The 17,021-nt window shown below is 66.2% G+C and carries 20 protein-coding genes; 11 read left to right on the forward strand and 9 right to left on the reverse strand.

What is annotated here, in order from left to right; genetic code table 11:
* Positions 1-174: 174 nt before the first annotated feature.
* Positions 175-336 carry a hypothetical protein gene (locus tag ACIRRA_RS28435; protein ID WP_402774523.1) on the forward strand — a complete coding sequence of 54 codons (162 nt, stop codon included), beginning with the start codon at positions 175-177 and terminating at the stop codon, positions 334-336.
* A gap of 121 nt (positions 337-457) precedes the next feature.
* A complete protein-coding gene (locus tag ACIRRA_RS28440) occupies positions 458-910 on the forward strand; it encodes a hypothetical protein (protein WP_402774188.1) in 453 nt (150 codons plus the stop codon).
* A gap of 140 nt (positions 911-1,050) precedes the next feature.
* Here the strand turns inward: ACIRRA_RS28440 and ACIRRA_RS28445 are convergent, their stop codons facing one another.
* On the reverse strand, positions 1,051-1,425 hold the full coding sequence (locus tag ACIRRA_RS28445; RefSeq protein WP_402774191.1) for a hypothetical protein: 375 nt from the start codon (positions 1,423-1,425) through the stop codon (positions 1,051-1,053).
* Between the two features lie 716 nt (positions 1,426-2,141).
* On the opposite strand from ACIRRA_RS28445, the gene ACIRRA_RS28450 reads away from it, so the two are divergent.
* The 3 genes from ACIRRA_RS28450 to pip all read left to right on the forward strand — a co-directional run bounded on the left by ACIRRA_RS28450 (position 2,142) and on the right by pip (position 4,209).
* Positions 2,142-2,600 carry a hypothetical protein gene (locus tag ACIRRA_RS28450; RefSeq protein ID WP_402774193.1) on the forward strand — a complete coding sequence of 153 codons (459 nt, stop codon included), beginning with the start codon at positions 2,142-2,144 and terminating at the stop codon, positions 2,598-2,600.
* Between the two features lie 99 nt (positions 2,601-2,699).
* A complete protein-coding gene (locus ACIRRA_RS28455; protein ID WP_402774196.1) occupies positions 2,700-3,032 on the forward strand; it encodes a hypothetical protein in 333 nt (110 codons plus the stop codon).
* Between the two features lie 214 nt (positions 3,033-3,246).
* On the forward strand, positions 3,247-4,209 hold the full coding sequence (pip, locus tag ACIRRA_RS28460; protein ID WP_402774199.1) for a prolyl aminopeptidase: 963 nt from the start codon (positions 3,247-3,249) through the stop codon (positions 4,207-4,209).
* A 41-nt stretch (positions 4,210-4,250) separates the two neighbouring features.
* Here the strand turns inward: pip and ACIRRA_RS28465 are convergent, their stop codons facing one another.
* Complete coding sequence (locus ACIRRA_RS28465; protein ID WP_402774202.1) at positions 4,251-5,084, reverse strand: DUF4184 family protein; 834 nt, start codon at positions 5,082-5,084, stop codon at positions 4,251-4,253.
* A gap of 271 nt (positions 5,085-5,355) precedes the next feature.
* Complete coding sequence (locus tag ACIRRA_RS28470; RefSeq protein WP_402774204.1) at positions 5,356-5,967, reverse strand: TetR/AcrR family transcriptional regulator; 612 nt, start codon at positions 5,965-5,967, stop codon at positions 5,356-5,358.
* Between the two features lie 94 nt (positions 5,968-6,061).
* On the opposite strand from ACIRRA_RS28470, the gene ACIRRA_RS28475 reads away from it, so the two are divergent.
* From ACIRRA_RS28475 to ACIRRA_RS28485, 3 genes are all read left to right on the forward strand, one after another.
* Positions 6,062-6,844 (forward strand): SDR family NAD(P)-dependent oxidoreductase, encoded by a 783-nt coding sequence (locus tag ACIRRA_RS28475; RefSeq protein ID WP_402774207.1) that lies wholly within the window; start codon positions 6,062-6,064, stop codon positions 6,842-6,844.
* Positions 6,845-6,911: 67 nt separating this feature from the next.
* Positions 6,912-7,574: a hemerythrin domain-containing protein gene (locus ACIRRA_RS28480; protein ID WP_402774210.1), complete on the forward strand. Its 663-nt coding sequence runs from the start codon at positions 6,912-6,914 to the stop codon at positions 7,572-7,574.
* On the forward strand, positions 7,571-9,013 hold the full coding sequence (locus ACIRRA_RS28485; RefSeq protein ID WP_402774213.1) for an MDR family MFS transporter: 1,443 nt from the start codon (positions 7,571-7,573) through the stop codon (positions 9,011-9,013). The genes ACIRRA_RS28480 and ACIRRA_RS28485 overlap by 4 nt, the downstream gene beginning before the upstream one ends.
* 177 nt (positions 9,014-9,190) lie before the next feature.
* Here the strand turns inward: ACIRRA_RS28485 and ACIRRA_RS28490 are convergent, their stop codons facing one another.
* A complete protein-coding gene (locus ACIRRA_RS28490; RefSeq protein ID WP_402774216.1) occupies positions 9,191-9,634 on the reverse strand; it encodes an SRPBCC family protein in 444 nt (147 codons plus the stop codon).
* A gap of 480 nt (positions 9,635-10,114) precedes the next feature.
* Between ACIRRA_RS28490 and ACIRRA_RS28495 the strand changes: the two genes are divergently transcribed.
* The 3 genes from ACIRRA_RS28495 to ACIRRA_RS28505 all read left to right on the forward strand — a co-directional run bounded on the left by ACIRRA_RS28495 (position 10,115) and on the right by ACIRRA_RS28505 (position 11,569).
* Positions 10,115-10,357 carry a hypothetical protein gene (locus ACIRRA_RS28495; RefSeq protein WP_402774219.1) on the forward strand — a complete coding sequence of 81 codons (243 nt, stop codon included), beginning with the start codon at positions 10,115-10,117 and terminating at the stop codon, positions 10,355-10,357.
* A gap of 4 nt (positions 10,358-10,361) precedes the next feature.
* Entirely contained in the window at positions 10,362-10,784 is a 423-nt protein-coding gene (locus tag ACIRRA_RS28500) for a hypothetical protein (protein ID WP_402774222.1), read from the forward strand.
* Between the two features lie 422 nt (positions 10,785-11,206).
* Positions 11,207-11,569 carry a DUF4189 domain-containing protein gene (locus tag ACIRRA_RS28505; RefSeq protein ID WP_402774225.1) on the forward strand — a complete coding sequence of 121 codons (363 nt, stop codon included), beginning with the start codon at positions 11,207-11,209 and terminating at the stop codon, positions 11,567-11,569.
* A gap of 77 nt (positions 11,570-11,646) precedes the next feature.
* Here ACIRRA_RS28505 and ACIRRA_RS28510 read toward each other — a convergent pair whose 3' ends face one another.
* From ACIRRA_RS28510 to ACIRRA_RS28530, 5 genes are all read right to left on the reverse strand, one after another.
* Positions 11,647-12,324 (reverse strand): NADPH-dependent F420 reductase, encoded by a 678-nt coding sequence (locus ACIRRA_RS28510; protein ID WP_402774227.1) that lies wholly within the window; start codon positions 12,322-12,324, stop codon positions 11,647-11,649.
* 128 nt (positions 12,325-12,452) lie between these two features.
* Positions 12,453-13,412 (reverse strand): isopenicillin N synthase family dioxygenase, encoded by a 960-nt coding sequence (locus tag ACIRRA_RS28515; RefSeq protein WP_402774230.1) that lies wholly within the window; start codon positions 13,410-13,412, stop codon positions 12,453-12,455.
* Positions 13,409-13,858 carry a nucleoside deaminase gene (locus ACIRRA_RS28520; RefSeq protein ID WP_402774233.1) on the reverse strand — a complete coding sequence of 150 codons (450 nt, stop codon included), beginning with the start codon at positions 13,856-13,858 and terminating at the stop codon, positions 13,409-13,411. Before ACIRRA_RS28520 ends, ACIRRA_RS28515 begins: the two co-directional genes overlap by 4 nt.
* A 5-nt stretch (positions 13,859-13,863) precedes the next feature.
* On the reverse strand, positions 13,864-15,252 hold the full coding sequence (locus ACIRRA_RS28525) for a purine-cytosine permease family protein (protein ID WP_402774236.1): 1,389 nt from the start codon (positions 15,250-15,252) through the stop codon (positions 13,864-13,866).
* A 13-nt stretch (positions 15,253-15,265) separates the two neighbouring features.
* Positions 15,266-16,780 (reverse strand): APC family permease, encoded by a 1,515-nt coding sequence (locus ACIRRA_RS28530; RefSeq protein WP_402774238.1) that lies wholly within the window; start codon positions 16,778-16,780, stop codon positions 15,266-15,268.
* Between the last annotated feature and the right edge of the window lie 241 nt (positions 16,781-17,021).

The following is a 17,021-nucleotide window of genomic DNA, read 5'->3' on the forward strand; positions in this document are numbered from 1 at the left end:
TCCGCTCGAGTTGGAAGCGGGATGCGGCAGAAGCAGACGGCTACTATCCGTTGTTCTCGTCGATGGAGGCGATGACCTGCTCCGCAGTGGCCTTCGCATCTGCAGCCAAGGCGTCGCCATGACCGACCTGTCGGGCGAGGTCTTGATCCCGGTCGAGAACCTGCTCACCCCGACCTGTTGCGGCGGATGTGCTGGGACGGCCTGCCGAAGACCGCGACCCATGGGGACACCCCGGCCCCCATCGAGGACTACCTGGCCGCGGGCGGCGCCCAGCTCTGGCAGCGGGCACTGGTCGGCGCGCGCTTGACCGCCGCGCTGTACTCCGCGGCGGACTGACCCCCGTTTCGGTGCCCCTGCAAGTCGGGGGTCACCCATTCTTGTGAAGCGAGACCATTTCACTGCGAGTGAAGGCAGGATTCCGCTCGACCAGAAATCTGGACGAAGCAAGGAGTCACCAATGCCCGCCACAAACCGCCACATCGCCTGGGCCGCAACCCTTGTCGGCGTCGCTGGAACCCTCACCGCAGTGTTCCCGGCGCTCGCCACCGCTGGCATTCATGGCATCGAGGTGCAGGACTGTTCGAGCGGAACCTGCACGACACCCGCGTCTTACATTGTCGGGCAAAGCTATTCGTTCATCGCGCCCTACGATGGCGTGAGCATCACCGGTCCCGTCAGCAGCTTCTACGACAACGGCGCCTGCATCGGAAGCTCCAATAATTCCGTCACCTGGGTTCCGCTCACCGCGGGAACCCACACCCTGTCCACCCGCACCGGCAGTAACACGGATTCGTTGACGGTGGTCGTGGTCGCCGCACCCCCCGGATCACCGACGGCGCAGCAGCCCCAGCAGGGCGGCTGCGGCGGCAGCATCGGATCCGGCAGTTCGAACCTGCTGCCCGGCAGCTAGCACTCCGCCCCGGCAACTCTGACATCCGAGTTCATCCCAGTCTCACTGCCGGCCGCGCCCGCTCTGGCCGATTCGAACCGCGCGGGATGCGCCAATAGCGGATGTTTTGCGCAGCAATGGTTCCCATGTGCTACGGCTGGTTAAGACTGCACCTGGACATGACAGCCGGCGCTTTCCGCGCTGCCGGCGTTGGCATCGCTGGCAGCGGCGGCCGAGCCGCTGGCGCTGCCGACGTTGGGGGTGTTGTTGCCGGTGACGGCTTGCCAGACTTGGGCACTACCGGTGGCGACGCCGCGAAACAGATCGCCCATAACCAAATCCCCCACCGTGTAGGGAGGGCTGAAATCGGTCGACTGCTGGCTGGTGATCGCGCCGCTCGCGCTCTTCTGCATCGCGACGACGTGGAGCGGTGTCATGCGGCAATCCAGGAAGAGCTGGATGTGATAGCCGGGGTTGGCCTGCGGCAGCGAGAACGGACTCCCTGCGAGCGCCGTACCGTTGACCGTGATCCACACCGGAGTCGAATCCGTAGTGTCCAGAATGATATCCGACCCGTCACATGGGCCGGTGCCCCCCACCAGCGATCACAAACTACCTTGAGGCCGGTGATATCGGCGGAGGCCGGTGCCGCCCCGAGTCCGAGGCCGGCAACCGTGGTGGCTACCACGATGCCAAATGTGTTGCGGGCCAGTGGTTTCAGTTTCATCGCTGCTGGATCTCCTTGGTCGCCCCGGGGGAAGGTCACCGGGCGGCGGAAACGTTAGCTACCGAACCGAGAATCTGAAACGAAATCACTTCACACATTTTGGGGCATTGACACGCCAACCTCCGAGTGCCACCCCATCCATGTACTGGCCGACATCTCCCGGCGGCGTAACCTGCCAGGCTGGATCGCCTGGTTCCCTCGACTTCGGTCAGCGCGGTATGTGGCAGTAGCGGATGTTTGGACGGCGAGTTGAGTTCGACGGTCGACTTCGTTCTCGAGTGCTGCCCGTCGTGGTGACTTCGGTGTGTGGATCTGCGGTTGTTCCGCGTCGGCGTGCGCTCAATCGACGTTCTTCAGCTGTTTTCGGTTAGTCCCGCGCCTCCGATGCCGTTGTCGGCATTCGGTTGAGCAGGGGTGGCAGCGGCGGAATGATGTGGAACTTATCGGCGATGAGCCGGAAATTATTGGGGCCACGTCAACATGATCGGAGTGCAGAGGGTAAGAACTCAGGAAGGTCGACTTGCCATGAATTCACCAGCGCCGCAGGCGTTGTCTCGCAATCTCTCGCTGCGGGCGCTCTCGCGGACGATCCCAGTCGCCTTGGTGGCGGCGCTCGGGGTGCTGACCACGGGATGCGGGTCCACCACCACCAGCAGCGATGCGGCACAACCATCGACGACCACCGTGGCCGCGACAACCGCCCGGACCGTCGGATGCAAGGAGATCCTCGCTGCCGTCCCCGATGATCTGTTCGGCAATAGCACACCGACTCCCGACCAGATCCGGTCCGCCGTCGGAGCTCAGGACGCCACGTTGACGCCCATGGTCGACCAAGTCGCCGACCCGAAGGTCAAATCCGCACTGCGGGCCTACGTTCAGGTGTTGGACCAGATCAAGACCGCCTCCGATGACAAACTCGTTCCGCTATCGAGCGGCCCGTTGCAGACCACCGCCAAGGCACTGGACGCCGCCTGCCCGAACTGAGCTGTGATCCGGTCCACGCCTCCGGCACTGGAAACCGACGGCCCGGCCGGACAACGCTCGGATGGCTCAGCGGTGACCGCCAGCCGTGATCCTGGTCGGATGCGGTCGATTCGCGACTACTACGCAGACGAGGACATCTGGCTCCTGTTCGAACTCGATGACGATGGCCGGCCGAGCCGCCAGATCAGTCTGCGAGGTGCGGACGGCGAACCAGTTATCGCCGCTGCGCTTGTGGAAGTAATGCATGCGCGAGATCACGGGGGTATAGGCGCAGTACAGGCTTACGAGAGCAAATACGGTGTGCTCGCGGAAGGCAGCGCCGACGACTGGGACCTCGAGGGAGATTCCCGCGAGGAGATGACTGCTGGGGAATTCGAAAAAGCCTGGACCGCAGCTCGTTCCACCATCGAAGACCGAGGGGTCCGCTGGTAGCGCAGGCGGTCCTCCGGGCCGAGGAATTTGCACGGTCATCGGCGTAGCGGATGTTCTGCACCGCAACAGGTTCCGGCCACCGGCCGCTCCGCGCCGGCCGGTTCGGTCAGCGCGGGATGCGGCGGTCGACCGGGTTCTGAGCGGGCCGCTCGGCGGTTGTCCGCACGGTGAGTGGAGACGCAGTCTGCGATCTGACGCAAGTACCGTTACGGCTATGTCTGTGTCCGGAGCGCGGCAGCCCTTCGAGCCCTACGCGTCGGGACTGCTCGATGTCGGTGACGGCAACCGGATCTACTGGGAGACCAGCGGGAACCCGCACGGCCGGCCCGCGCTGGTGGTGCACGGCGGTCCCGGCGGCGGGGGACGGCGCAGAGCCCGCAAAACGTTCGATCCCAACGCGTTCCGGATCGTGCTGTTCGATCAGCGGGGCTGCGGTGAGAGCCTGCCGCACGCCTCCGACCCCGACGTCGACATGGCGCACAACACAACCGAACATCTGCTGGCCGATATGGAGCTGTTGCGCGAGCACCTCGGTATCAAGCGATGGGTGCTCTACGGCGGCTCGTGGGCTTGCACTCTCATCCTCGCCTACGCTCAGCGCCACTCGGAGCGGGTCATCGGGATCGTGCTGGTCGGGGTGACGATGACCCGGCCGCAGGAGATCGACTGGCTCTACCACGGCCTGCGGTTGCTCTTACCGATCGAATGGGAACGGTTCCGGAGCGGGGCACCCGCCGCATACCGGGACGGGAATCTGGTCGAGGGATACAGGCAACTGATGGAACAGCCGGATCCGGCGGTGCGCGAGCAGGCCGCGCGGGAATGGTGTGCCTGGGAGGATGCGGTGATCGCGCACGAAACCCTGGGCGCACCAGGCCAATACAGTGCCGAGCCGGATGCGGCGCGGTTGGCGTTCGTGCGGATCTGTACCCACTATTTCGCGCACGCGGCCTGGCTCGACGACGGCCGGCTGCTGCGTGACGCACACCGGCTCGCTGGAATTCCCGGCGTTCTCATCCATGGTCGTCTCGACCTGTCCGCGCCATTGCTCACGGCCTGGGAACTCGCCCGAGCCTGGCCCGAAGCGGAACTGAGGATAATCGACGACTCCGGGCACACCGGCAGCCCAGCCATGGCAGCCAGCATCTACGACGCCGTCGCCCGATTCACCAACTGAACCGGCCCCGCACGCCAACCGCAGATGTCGCCTGGCGCCTCTCAGCGCCTCGGCATGCTGTCTTCGACACCTTGAACGCCAAGGCCAGGGTTGCCGGCGCTGGCGTCGCCGAGGTCGGGGTTTGGGGATCCACGACCTGCCAGGCGTATCGACGCCGCGCCTGCCAGCATCGAAAGCGCCACCACGTAGAGCAACCGTACTCCCAGCACGAACGGCTGAAATGCCAAGGGCATCAGCGGAATCAACGATAAGGTCGACACGGCGAGCAGTCCGGCCGACAGCCAGAATCGCCTCGGCGAGCGCCGGACGGCCGGTGGCTCACCATGCCAGGTTCGCAGCAGTCCGTGCCGGCCGATGTAGTAGAACAACCCAACCGCGAGTGCCCCACCACCCAGGGTCGATGTCTGCTGCAGCAGGTACCACCAGGGCCTACCGAGCGGACCCGGCTGCAACAGCACAGGAAATCTGGCTACTCCCCAGCCATGCCCGCCGGCCGGATCATGAGTGAATCCGTCCCAAAAGATGTGAGTGAACGCACCAATCAGGATCGAGTATCCCGTGACATACCACCGGTGCCGCACAGCACCGAGTACGCCATAGGCGGGCAGATCGAATGCCCCGAACCGTGGCAGGTGCGCGGCCACCGGCGCGGCGCCCCAGCGGATCACCAGCGTTGCGACGATCCCCATGGGCAGACACCACCACAGCAACGCTGGCAGTGCGTGGGTCTCCGGCATCGAAAAGAAACCTGCCACCGGATAGGAGGCATCGGGAACCGCTGAGCCGACCACCAACGCGACACCGTCCAGATAACGAGGCCACCGGACTTTCAACGGGAGCACGGCCAACGCATGCGACGGAAAGGTGAGCGGCACAGCCAAGAGTATCCACTGTCGTTTCAACCCGTTCGGCGACTCCGGCGCCGAAATCGCCTGACCAAGAGTGGTGGAGACCAACCTGCCGGTATCTCGATCGGCGATAGCATATGTACGGCTGCGCCGGATGCCTACGGCCCGTTGATCTTCCGTGGTGTCGCACGGGCGGGGCCGATTCGCGCAATCAGCGGTGCGTCCTCAGGACTCTCTGTATCAGCATGGGGTGTTGCTGCGGGGGGCGTTCGCGTCTGCCCGAGCGGACCGAACATACCTATGCGTTTGCTCCCAGCACGGTGGCCGCGATCCCGGCGATCACCGGAACGGCATCGAACAGATCACCTTCCGGTCCGACCATGGTGTCGAACGTCTCGAAGCTGGTGAGGGCCAGCAGGATACGCACCTGCCGATCGGCGCCTTCCTCCGGCGGGTTCCCGTCGGCGAAGGGAGCTGCCAATACCGCCAAGCCTTCGCGGCGCCGCTCGTCGCGGGCGCTGATGACCGCGTGGACGTCGGCGTCGAGTGCGGCCAGCGCGCGCAGTCGCCGCATGGCGGGGCGATCGGCCTGCCAGAATCGGGCGAAGCAGGCGATGAATTCGGCGAGCGCCGCGAGTGGTTCGGGGTTGGTGAAGGCTTTGACGAGTTCGGACAGGCCGCCGGCCACGCCGAGATCATCGCAGACCGCTTCCAGCAGGCCTGTTTTCGACCCGAACTGGTAGTAGACCGTTGCACGGGCCACGTCCGCGCGCTTGGCTACCGCATCCAGAGTGAATCCGGTGTAGCTGTCGGCCTCACCCAGTACAGCCCTGGCGGCATCGAGAACCTGCCGGCGACTCTGCTCGATCTGCGCGGTGCGCTTCCCCAGGTTGTATTGGCGTGGGCTCATGGCCTTGACAGTACCTTGCCAAGCTGATTTATTCATACAGACAGTCTAACTAAATTCGACCCAAGGCACCCGCAATGACGAAAAGGACAGTGGCGTGACTACTCCGGACCTTGTAGTGATGGCCAACCACCCGGATCTGGCGGGCAAGACCGCCGTCGTGACAGGCGGCTCCCGCGGAATCGGCGCGGCCACCGCCACCGCGCTGGCCCGCAACGGTGTCGCGGTGGCCGTGGTGGGCCGCGACCACACCGCGCTCGACGGCGTCGCGACCGCGATCACCGACGCGGGCGGGCGGGCCCTGGCGGCCGTGGCCGATTGCACCTCGAAACCTGACCTGGACCGGGTACGCGCCCTGGTCCTGGACCGATTCGGCGGGATCGACATCGTGATCGCCTTCGCCGGCGGCTACGGCCAACCGGTGCCGTCGATCGACGAGACCGCCGAACACTGGCGGCACGTAGTGGATTCCGACCTCACGGCCACCTTCCTGACCATCTCGGCGTTCCTGCCGGACCTGATCGCCCGCCGCGGCACCGTCGTCACCATGGCGTCATCGTCGGCCAGGCAGGCCACCCCGGCTTCGGCCGCCTACGCGGCAGCCAAGGCGGGAGTGGTGTCGATGAGTCGTCATCTGGCCAAAGAGCTTGCACCCCAAGGGGTCCGCGTCAACTGCGTATCGCCCGCCACGATCGAGCACGAGCGCATGCGGCGCTTCATGTCCGACGAACAACGGCAGCACCTGCTGCGGGGCTTCCCGCTGGGACGGCTGGGCACACCCGACGACGTCGCCTCCGCGGCGCTGTTCCTCGCCTCCGCCGCGTCGTCGTGGATCACCGGCGTCACGCTCGACATCGCGGGCGGCTCGGTCATGCCGTGAGTGTTTGCCCCTGATCTGAATATGCAGTACGCCCAAGAACTTTCAACGAGAACGGCTGAGGATGACCATGAACAACCACAGACCGACCACGACAATCGACTTCTTCGGGATGTATCTGGCCCACGACGCCTGTATGCGCGACCTGATACGCCTCACGGCCGCCGTTGCCGAGGGGCGCCTCACCGAGCCGTCCGTGCGGATCGGATGGGAGACGTTCCGACGCCAGCTCGACCGGCATCACAGCACCGAGGATGCCGCCCTTTGGCCACTGGTGCGCGCCGCGGTGACGGATCCGGCAGACCTGGCGATCCTCGACGATATGGAGGCCGAACACGAGGGCATCGAGGAATTGCTGGCCAGGGTGGAATCCGGAATGGCCGCCGCCGGCGGCGGCCTGCGGTTGCGGTCCGACGTGGATGCACTCGCCGCGGCGCTCGATACGCACTTCACCCACGAGGAACAGCTGGCGCTGCCGCTCATCGACCGCACCGTCGGCGGGCCCGGATGGGCCGCGTTCGGCGCGGAGATGCGCAAACGCAACGGACTGCGCGCCGTGACCGAGTACCTGCCGTGGGCACTCGACGACGCGCCCGCCGACGCACAGGCCAAGATGCTCGATTTCCTGCTCTCCCCGATTCGCGCCCTCTACCACTACGTGCTGAAACCCCGCTACGCCCGTCCACGCCGAGGCTGGCAGCAACCGGGTGATGGTGGGGAACAAGGCAAATGACACAGGCTCCAACGGCATCGACCGAGTTCGACCCGGCCCTGCGCAAACTCGTGATCGTGGTGGTCCTCGGCGCGATCATGACGATCCTGGACACCACGATCACCAGCGTGGCCGTGAACACCCTCGGCGCTCAGTTCCATACGTCGCTCACAGCGATCCAATGGGTGCTGACCGGATACACCCTGGCGCTGTCGGCCAGCATCCCACTCTCGGGATGGGCGATCGTGCGGTTCGGCCCGAAGACGATGTGGATCGTCTCGCTGCTGCTGTTCATCACCGGATCGATGCTGTGCGCAATGGCCTGGAACATCACCGCGCTCATCATGTTCCGGCTGCTGCAAGGCTTCGGCGCCGGCATGATCCTGCCGATCGGGCAGACGATGCTCGCCCGCGCCGCCGGGCCCGACCGGATGGGGCGCGTCATGAGCGCGGTCGCGGTGCCCGCGATGCTCGCCCCGGTACTCGGCCCGACAGTCGGTGGCCTGATCCTCGGCCACCTGTCGTGGCGGTGGATGTTCTACATCAACGTTCCGCTGTGCGCGATCGCGGTCATCGCCGCGATCCGGCTGCTGCCGACCGACCCGGTCCGCGACCACGACGCCAGGCTCGACATCCTCGGATTAGCGCTGCTCTCACCCGGTTTGGGCGCGCTGGTGTACGGCACCGCCCAGGCGGGCAGCGGGACGAGCCCGACCGATATCCGTGTCATCGCCAGCGTGCTGACCGGAGTCGTGCTGGTCGGCTGCTATGTCCGGCACGCGGCCCGCAGGGGCGATGAAGCGCTGGTCGACGTCCGGTTGTTGCGGGATCGGAACTTCGCCGCGGTCAACGTGATGATGTTCATCTACATCGGCGCCCTGTCCGGCCTGATGGCGCTGCTGCCGCTGCATTTCCAGACCGTCAACGACGACAGCCCGCTGCGCTCGGGAGCGATGGTCGCGCCCCTCGGGCTGGGCGCGATGGCGACCACGCTGATCACCGGCAAACTCGCCGACAAGCACTCCCCACGCCTGCTGATCCTCACCGGACTGCCCGTGGTGTTGCTCGGCATCCTCGGCCTCACCCAGATCGGGCCCAGCACCAGCGACATCCTGGTCGTGGCAACACTGTACGTGATCGGCCTCGGACACGGCATGATCATGCCCGCAGCGATGGGCACCAGCTACCAAACCTTGCGACCCTCCGAAATCCCTTCGGCCACAACCGCTACCAACGTCGGCCTCCGCGCAGGCAGCTCGTTCGGTGTCGCGGCGCTGCTGGTACTGATCCAACGCGACATCGAACATCAGACACCCGGTGCCGACGCGTTCACCAGAACAGCCCGAACCGATGAACTCACCCAGGTCTTGACCCACGCGTTCACCCACACCTACTGGTGGGCACTCGCGATCGGCGCTGTCGCTGTCGCACCCGCACTGATGCTGCCGCGGCGCGGTTGACCCGACTTCCGGTGATGCAGAAGATTCGTTGACCGGCGACAGCCCAGGCGGCCGCTTGGCGGGCGTCCGATGACGGCAAACAATCGGCAATAGCGGACGTTCTGCACCGCAACAGGTTCCGCCCGCCAGCGCCCCGCCGGCGGGTTCGGTCAGCGCGGGTCGCGGCAGTCCGGATGTTCAGACGGCGAGTCGGGTTCGGCGGTCGACTTCGTTCTCGAGTGCTGCCCAGGTCTTGAAGAAGTCCCGCCTGATCCGTTTGCCGAAGTAGAACCGGAACAGTACCGCGAACGGCCCGGTGACCCGCACGGTCTTGACGCAGCGGACTCGTCCGTCACCGAGATCCTCGAACAGGTTCTCGCCCACCAGTTTCCCGCCGGGCAGCACACTCCGCGAACCCCACCGAGATAGCGGTTCCACCATCGTGATGACCCAATCGGCCCCCGGCCCGCCCCGGGGCTTGGACCACCCGGTCGTTCCCGGTGCGAACGCCCCATCCAGGCGGGCCGCCCGCTCGTGCGGATCCCACGCGGGTCGATTTTCGACATCGGTGGCCGTCGCCCATACGCAAGCCAGATCCCCGCGGATCACCGTTTCGGCCGAAATCTCGTACACCTCGAACACTCCCATCATGTTGTCGCAACAACAATAAATGTTGCCGCGACAACATGCAAGGGTGCACTGGAATCGGCAGTAGCGTGCGTTCGGTCGGCCTCGGAAACCAGTGCCCGTTGATCTTGCGAGGTGCGGCGGTGGCCGGCGCGCTCAGTTCTGTTCTGTCGCTGTAGGTTCGAGGACCCGCCGAGTGGCACGAGGGACGCAGGGCAGCGACCATACAGGCCCGGTGTGAAGAGCTCCTGAAATCTTCCGTCTCGGGGCCGGTACCGTCAGGACGAGGGCGAGCTCACGCTGACATTGGCTTCCATGAACTCGGGGTGGACCCCTGACGGTACGGTCCGCCGCCAACGGCGTCGATAGCAGAGAATCAGGTCCTCCTTCATCAATGACCTTGTGCTCCTGCGTGTTTCCCTGCGTTCGCGGTTCAATTTTGACAGGCACAAACCCCAGGTTCGGGTCGGACCTCTCTGACTCGACCTACCGACGATGAGGAAGACACACACCTGCCACTTCGCCCTCGACATGGCCGAGGGCGGTTGTGACGCACGAGAATTCGCGCCGGTCATCCGTGACCGGTCTGCCCACCGGAGCGGTATCGCCAGCACGCGGCTGCACGGCGCCGTCGGAAAACGGGCCGAACACTCGGTTCTGGCCGGCACGGTGCAGAAGAGCGGCTGGACCTGGATGTATGTGAATTTCCGTGACCAGATCTCCGACACGAAGGACTGAAACAATGAGCGCCGAAATCATGATGCCCCAGAACCCGAGCGGCACACTGTCGACCGGATCCCCCGCGCCGTGGGTGATCGGCGGCGCCGGAGCGGTCCGGCTACTCTACGGTATCGGCATGGTGGCGCTGCTGGTGAGCGGCGCGCAGCGCGTCGACCAATTCGCCGGGGTCGCTCTCACGTCGACGGCGGTCGAGTTCGTCGCACATGGCATAGCGCTCATCATGTGCGCGGGGCTGCTCTTGCGAAAAGAGAACGGCCTGGTCATAGCGGTTGGCGCCGAGTTCGTAGTTTCTCTTCTCGGTGTGTCGATTCTGATAGCCGGGTACAACCACTTCACCATGGCGGGCGGCCTGACCGAGCTCGGTGCCGTGGCGGTAGCCGGTATTTCCGCGACCGCGCTCGCGCTCGCCGGCGCCCTGGACTGAGCGGTGACGATCATCCGCTCGACCCGTCCGTCAAACTGAAAACCGTTGCCGCGCACATCGATCGGACACCATCGTCACTCGACAGGACTCCTGACATCGGATGGTGCTCGATCATCACCCACCACGCGGCACCAACGATCGATTGTCCGAAACATTCCGTGTCGCCGACCGCATCGACGCCAGCCGCGGACTCCTCCATCGCGCAGTGACTCGCGCGGACGTCAAATCCGTTGTTGCACAGCTACCCTACCGAGCCGATTCAAGGATGCGATGCGGGCGTCCACCCGACCCCGGACACGCTGCGCCCCAATCACTTGCCGGTTAACGCGTTTTCGAGGCCCGCCGATCTTGACTCGACAGTGGCGCTCGCACCCCCACCCCACCGGGATGCGCGCGCCAGTTCGATCAACACAAGGAACAACATGCGCAAGACTCTGTTCGCCCTGTCCGGCCTCGCCTTCGCCACCGCGGCCGCGGTGCTGCCCGCGGCCCCGGCACAGGCCGCCCCCGGGTCCTGGGGCGCGATCGCGGTGTCCGACTACGGCGACCTGGGTTGGTCCTGGAACTACGACACCGAGGGCGCGGCGAGCCAGGCCGCCATCGACAAGTGCGCCAAGGCCAGCTGCTCGACCGTCACCACCTTCACCGGCTGCGGCGCGGTGGCCTTCTCGGATTCGATGAACAAGTACACCGGCGGCTACGGCGCGACGCCGGACGACGCCGAGAACTCCGCCAAGTGGTACCCCGACTCGTACCTCGTGCGAACGGCGATCTGCAACGACTGAACCACCGGGGCCGGACGACCGCCCTGACCTGATCGGCCGACCCCGGATTCCTTGCGCTGAAGCCCCTTTCGGGGGCTTCAGCGTTCGGCGGCTTCGACCGCCTTGCGCACCGTCTCCACATCGGCCGGGGCTGCCTCGTTCTCCCAGAACGGCGCGGCGACGGCGTAGGGCGTGCCGTAGACGGGGGTTTCGGGCTGGGTGCGCCAGCTGTCGGCGAGCGAGCCGATGTCGACGGTGTCGTAGCCGAGCCTGCTGATCAGTTCGGCCGCAGCGGTTTTCGCCGCGGCATCGTCACCGGCGATGGGCAGCGCGGTGCGATCGGCCGCCCCGGCGGGGCGGGCCAGCACGGCCAGATGCTTGAACAGGATGTTGTTGAACGCCTTCACGACCCGTGAGCGCGGCAGATGCCGTTGCAGCAGTTCGGAACTGGTGGCCACACCCGCGACCAGATCGGCGAACTCGCCGTCGCGGTCGGGATAGTAGTTGTTGGTGTCGATGACGACCTTGCCGACCAGCGGATCGGCCGGTACCTGCTGGTACGCCTTGAGCGGTACCGTCACCACCACGATGTCCCCCGCGGCGGCCGCCTCGGCCGGGGTCGCGGCACGGGCCCGCTCCCCCAGTTCGGCCACCAGCTCCGCCAGGCTCTCCGGCCCTCGTGAATTGCTCAGCACCACATCGATCCCTGCGGCCACGGCCAGCCGGGCCAGGGTGCCGCCGATATTTCCGCTTCCGATCAATCCGAGCGTTGTCATGCCCGCTGGCAACGCGGTCCCGGCGGGCAATGTTCCCGCGAGATTCTCCGGCGGTCACCGGGTGGGCGGATACGGGTCGCACCCGCGGCCGCCGGCACGCGACGGCCGCGGGAACTCGCCGGGCGGCCTCAGCCGAGGGTGATGGCGTCGAGGCGGGTGCGCAGGAACTCGGCGGAGACGACCGGCGCCAGGCCGGAGACTCGGCCGATGGGCGGCTCGAGGGGTGTCACCCGGGCGTCATGGTCGAGTTCGTAGAAGTAGATGAGCGACACCAGGTCCTCGTCGGGTGCGGACTCCTGGGGCGGGAGTACGCGGTGGCGGCCCGCGGGCCAGCGCTGGCCGCTCCAGTAGGCCAGCAGGTCACCGATGTTCACGGTCACGGCGGACGGGTCGTAGGGCGCGTCCTCCCAGCCGCCGTCTGCGGTGTAGACCTGCAATCCGCCCGCGCCGGGTTCGCGGTCGAGGACGGTGACGGTGCCGAAGTCGGTGTGCGGACCGATCCGGAACTGGCCAGGTTCGGGCGGGCCGACCTCGGCCAGCGGCGGGTACCGGTTGATATTGCAGGTCCAGGTCGGGCGGCTCGCCAGGCCCTCGAAGGGGTTGTGCGGCAGGTCGAGTGCGGCGGCGAAGAGGGCGAGCAGTTCGTCGGACAGGGTGCGCATGGCCGCGGTGTAGGCGAGGAACAGCTCGCGCAGTTCGCCCACCTCCTCGGGCCAGACATTGTCGAGGAACCACACGGTGTCGATCAGCGCGTCGCCGGTGCGGGTGTCCGCGCCGATCGCGAAGGTCTCCTTGAGATCCGGCGGGGTCTCGGTGCCCTCGGCGTAGCCGTTGGCCTCGAGGCCGGGACCGATCCAGCCGCGCCCGCCGACGGAGACCGCGTAGCGCTGTTTCACCTCGGGCGGGAGGGCGAAGAAGCGCCGGGCCGAGGCCCTCAGGTCGGCCGGAAGCCCGTGCGGCACACCGTGTCCGCGCACCAGGAGGAATCCGGCGCGCTGCATGCCCGCGTCCACCTCGCGCAGCACCGCGGCCGCGGACTCGCCGCCTTCGCGCCAGCGGTCCAGGTCGACGGTCGCGATGGGGGTCATTCGGCTGCTCCTATGTCCTCGTTCCAGAGCTCGGGCCGTTCCGCGATGAAGCGGGTCATCATGTCCACGCAGGCCGGGTCGTCGAGCACGGTGATGGAAACCCCGTGTGCGGCCAGCCAGTCGTGGCCACCGGTGAAGGTGCGCGACTCCCCCACGATGACCGCGCCGATGCCGAACTGGCGGACCAAACCACTGCAGTACCAGCACGGGGACAAGGTGGTGACCATGATCGTGTCGCGGTAGTCGCGGCGGCGGCCGGCATTGCGGAAGGCGTCGGTCTCGGCGTGCACGCTGGGGTCGTCGTTCTGGACGCGGCGGTTGTGGCCGCGACCGAGCAGGATGCCGGCGCTGTCGAACAGGGCCGCCCCGATGGGAATCCCGCCTTCCCGCAGCCCGAGTTGCGCCTCTTGGTAGGCGGTGACCAGCAGATCCTGCGCATTGATCATGCCGATCATGCTGCCACCGCGGCGCGGGAGATCCGGAAGCGGTTGACGATCGGATAGGCCGCGCCGGAGAGCAGGAAGCCGACGAAGAAGGTGATGTCGCCCAGCTGCGGCACCGCCTTGGCGACGAAGCCGACGAACTTCTCCTGATTGGAGAACAGCAGCACCGACACCACCAGCCCGGCCAGGAACGCCGCCACGCCGGCCCAATTGCGGTGGCCGCGGTCGTAGAGCAGATGGTCGATGCGCTGACCGCGACGCAGGTACTCGTCGGCGAACACCACACCCAGCCACGGGCCGATCCAGTACGCGACGATGAGCAGGAAGCCCTCGTAGCTGGCCGCCGCGTCCGGCAGCGCCCACCAGGCCACCAGGAACCCGATCACCCCGAAGGCCGCCGACACCAGCGCCCGCTGAGTGCGCACCGAGAACGTGAAACCCATGGTCACGAAAGCCATTGCACCCGAGTAGACATTGAGCGCATTGGCGGCCACCGCGCCCACCGCGATGGCCAGCAGGGTCAGGTCCGCCAGCAGCTTGGGCAGGTTGGCGGTGAACACATCGGTGGGACTGCCCTGAGCGGTGCTCGCCACGGTCGCCGAGGCCGCGCCGACCACCTCCAGCCAGACACAGGAAATGAACAGGCCCGCCGAGGCGTACCCGCCCGTCGCGACCCGTGACACCGTCGCGGGCAGATAGCGGGAGTAGTCCGCCGCGTAGGGATTCCAGCCCGCGCCGTAGCCGAAGGCGGTACCGACGGTGAGCAGGAATCCACCCATCCCGCCCACACCCCCGGCGGGTGCTGGCGCGCCCAGCGACGCCTTGCTGAAGATCACCACGGTGACGATGGCGAACACGATGGCCAGCAGTGGGAAGGCGATGCGTTCCACCGCCTGCACCAGATTGTGGCCGCAGAAGGCGAAGGCGGTCTGCACCGCCACGATCACCAGCAGCGCGGTCAGTTTCGGCATGCCGGTCAGGGAATTCAGCGCGAACGCGCCGCTGACGGAGTTCGTCGCGAACCAGCCCACCCCGCACATGACCGACATGAACGTGGCGGGCAGGGTATTTCCGCGATAGCCGAAGGCCAAGCGCCCCAGCACCATTTGCGGGACGCCGTGCAGGGGCCCGCGCGCCGACAGCAGGTAGTGGGCGGCCGCGCCCAGCCCGGTACCCACGACGATGCCCAGGCTCGCCTGCCAGAAGTTCATGCCGTACGCGGTCACGGCCATCACGCCCACGAAGACGGTGGCGAACTCCATGTTGGGAGACATCCACGTCCAGAACAGTTTTCGCGGCGTGCCGTGCCGGGCGTCCTCCGGGATATAGTCGTCGCCGCCGGGCTCGACGGCTATCACGCGTTCGCCGTAAGCGGGCCGGATCTCGGTGTCGGTCATGGCTTTCCGCCTCTCAGCGCTCGTGGGATTCTTCCAGCACGGTCCGGCCCAGCAGCGCGTAGCGACCGGGATCGGTGCGCTGGAGGTACAGGGCGTAGCCGATACCGGCGATGGCGACCGCGGCCACCAGGTACGGCGTCGCCTTCAGGATCAGCGATCCGGCCTCGCTTCCGGCGGCGGTGTCCATATTGAGGACCAGCAGCAGCACCACGCCGATCATTGCCACGCCACCCACCAGTGGGGCCACCAGAGTACGGAACCAGTGCCGGGTTTCGGGGTGATGGTTGCGGAAGTAGGCGATGACCGCGAAGGAACATACGGCCTGCACGATCAGGATCGCCATGGTGCCGAGCACCGCCATCAACGTGTAGAGGCTGGCGTAGGGGTCCTTGCCCGCGAGGCCGAAGGCCAGCACCAGCATGGCCGCGAAGACGGTCTGCACCAGGCCGGCGATGTACGGGGATCCGTTCTGCGGGTGGGTCTTTCCGATCGTCCGTTTCAGCGCGGGAATCACGTCCTCGCGGCCGAGCGCGTAGAGGTAGCGGGAGGCGCAGTTGTGGAAGGCCATGCCGCAGGCCAGCGAACCGGTGACCATCAGCCACTGCATGGTGTCCACGGCCCAGTGCCCCACATAGCGTTCGGTGGGCGCGAAGAAGAGATTCATCGGATTGTCGGAGGCCGCCAGTTCCGCGGCCCTGCCCTGCCCGTTGCCGGAGATGGTCATCCAGGAGATGAAAAGGTAGAACACGCCGACACCGAGAACGGCGATCATGGTGGCGCGCGGGATGATTCGCTTCGGATCCTTGGATTCCTCACCGTAGATGGCGGTGGATTCGAACCCGACCCACGACCAGAAGGCGAAGAACAGTCCCAGGCCGGCGGACGCGCCGTGGAAGGCGTTGACCGGATTGATCGGGGCCAGCGACAACCCGTCCGGCCCGCCGCCGTGCAGCAGCACCGACAGCCCCATGACGGTCAGCACGGTCACCTCGGTGACCAGCAGCACGATGAGCAGCCGTTCGGCCACGGCGACGCCGAACCAGGTACCACTGCCGCTGATGACCAGCATCAGGATGGCGAACACCCACCACGGAATGTTCACGCCGACCTGATCGGAGACGGTGTTGTGCGCGAAGCTCGAGAAGATGCCGATCAGCGACGGCTCGAACACCATGTAGGCGAAGGTGGCCAGCAGCCCGGCCGACAGGCCCGCGGTGCGGCCCAGGCCGTAGGAGATGAAACCGTAGAACGCGCCGGTGGTGGTGATGTGCTTGGCCATGGTCGTGTAGCCGACGGTGAAGATGGCCAGCACCACCATGGCGATCAAAAATGCCGCGGGCGTGCCGATTCCGCTGCCGGTCGACATCATGAACGGCACGTTCCCGGTCATAGCGGTGATGGGCGCGGCCGTCGCGACGGCCATGAACACCACGCCGAGCAGACCGACCACATTGGGTTTGAGCCGCGACACCCGAACTGCGGATGTGTCCGATCCCCCTGAAAGTACGGATGGTGCACTCGATTCCATGGTGAATCTCCTCAATCTTGGTCGACTGACCTGCGAGGAATGTTCGGGCGGGAATGTTGCCTGGATATGAAACGGAGTTACCGGCAGAAACCAAAGGCATGACTCAGGTCACTATTCTTACAGTCAGCAGGAAACACTGGCCAGTGCTTTACGGATCGTATGGCGCACAGCCATTTTGATGCGCACTCCCCAGCGCTCCGCGTCACCGATCTGGCTTCAGCTCGCTGAACTCAGACGCTAG

The sequence above is a fragment of the Nocardia sp. NPDC101769 genome (assembly GCF_044766925.1).
Lineage (GTDB): Bacteria > Actinomycetota > Actinomycetes > Mycobacteriales > Mycobacteriaceae > Nocardia.

Coding starts and splice junctions, on each gene's coding strand:
- ACIRRA_RS28520 (WP_402774233.1), bottom strand. CDS start 13,858: ATGATCAATGCGCAGGATCTGCTGGTCACCGCCTACCAAGAGGCGCAA.
- ACIRRA_RS28495 (WP_402774219.1), top strand. CDS start 10,115: ATGAGGAAGACACACACCTGCCACTTCGCCCTCGACATGGCCGAGGGC.
- ACIRRA_RS28505 (WP_402774225.1), top strand. CDS start 11,207: ATGCGCAAGACTCTGTTCGCCCTGTCCGGCCTCGCCTTCGCCACCGCG.
- ACIRRA_RS28525 (WP_402774236.1), bottom strand. CDS start 15,252: ATGACCGACACCGAGATCCGGCCCGCTTACGGCGAACGCGTGATAGCC.
- ACIRRA_RS28440 (WP_402774188.1), top strand. CDS start 458: ATGCCCGCCACAAACCGCCACATCGCCTGGGCCGCAACCCTTGTCGGC.
- ACIRRA_RS28450 (WP_402774193.1), top strand. CDS start 2,142: ATGAATTCACCAGCGCCGCAGGCGTTGTCTCGCAATCTCTCGCTGCGG.
- ACIRRA_RS28480 (WP_402774210.1), top strand. CDS start 6,912: ATGAACAACCACAGACCGACCACGACAATCGACTTCTTCGGGATGTAT.
- ACIRRA_RS28470 (WP_402774204.1), bottom strand. CDS start 5,967: ATGAGCCCACGCCAATACAACCTGGGGAAGCGCACCGCGCAGATCGAG.
- ACIRRA_RS28510 (WP_402774227.1), bottom strand. CDS start 12,324: ATGACAACGCTCGGATTGATCGGAAGCGGAAATATCGGCGGCACCCTG.
- ACIRRA_RS28455 (WP_402774196.1), top strand. CDS start 2,700: ATGCGGTCGATTCGCGACTACTACGCAGACGAGGACATCTGGCTCCTG.
- ACIRRA_RS28515 (WP_402774230.1), bottom strand. CDS start 13,412: ATGACCCCCATCGCGACCGTCGACCTGGACCGCTGGCGCGAAGGCGGC.
- ACIRRA_RS28530 (WP_402774238.1), bottom strand. CDS start 16,780: ATGGAATCGAGTGCACCATCCGTACTTTCAGGGGGATCGGACACATCC.
- pip (WP_402774199.1), top strand. CDS start 3,247: ATGTCTGTGTCCGGAGCGCGGCAGCCCTTCGAGCCCTACGCGTCGGGA.
- ACIRRA_RS28500 (WP_402774222.1), top strand. CDS start 10,362: ATGAGCGCCGAAATCATGATGCCCCAGAACCCGAGCGGCACACTGTCG.
- ACIRRA_RS28485 (WP_402774213.1), top strand. CDS start 7,571: ATGACACAGGCTCCAACGGCATCGACCGAGTTCGACCCGGCCCTGCGC.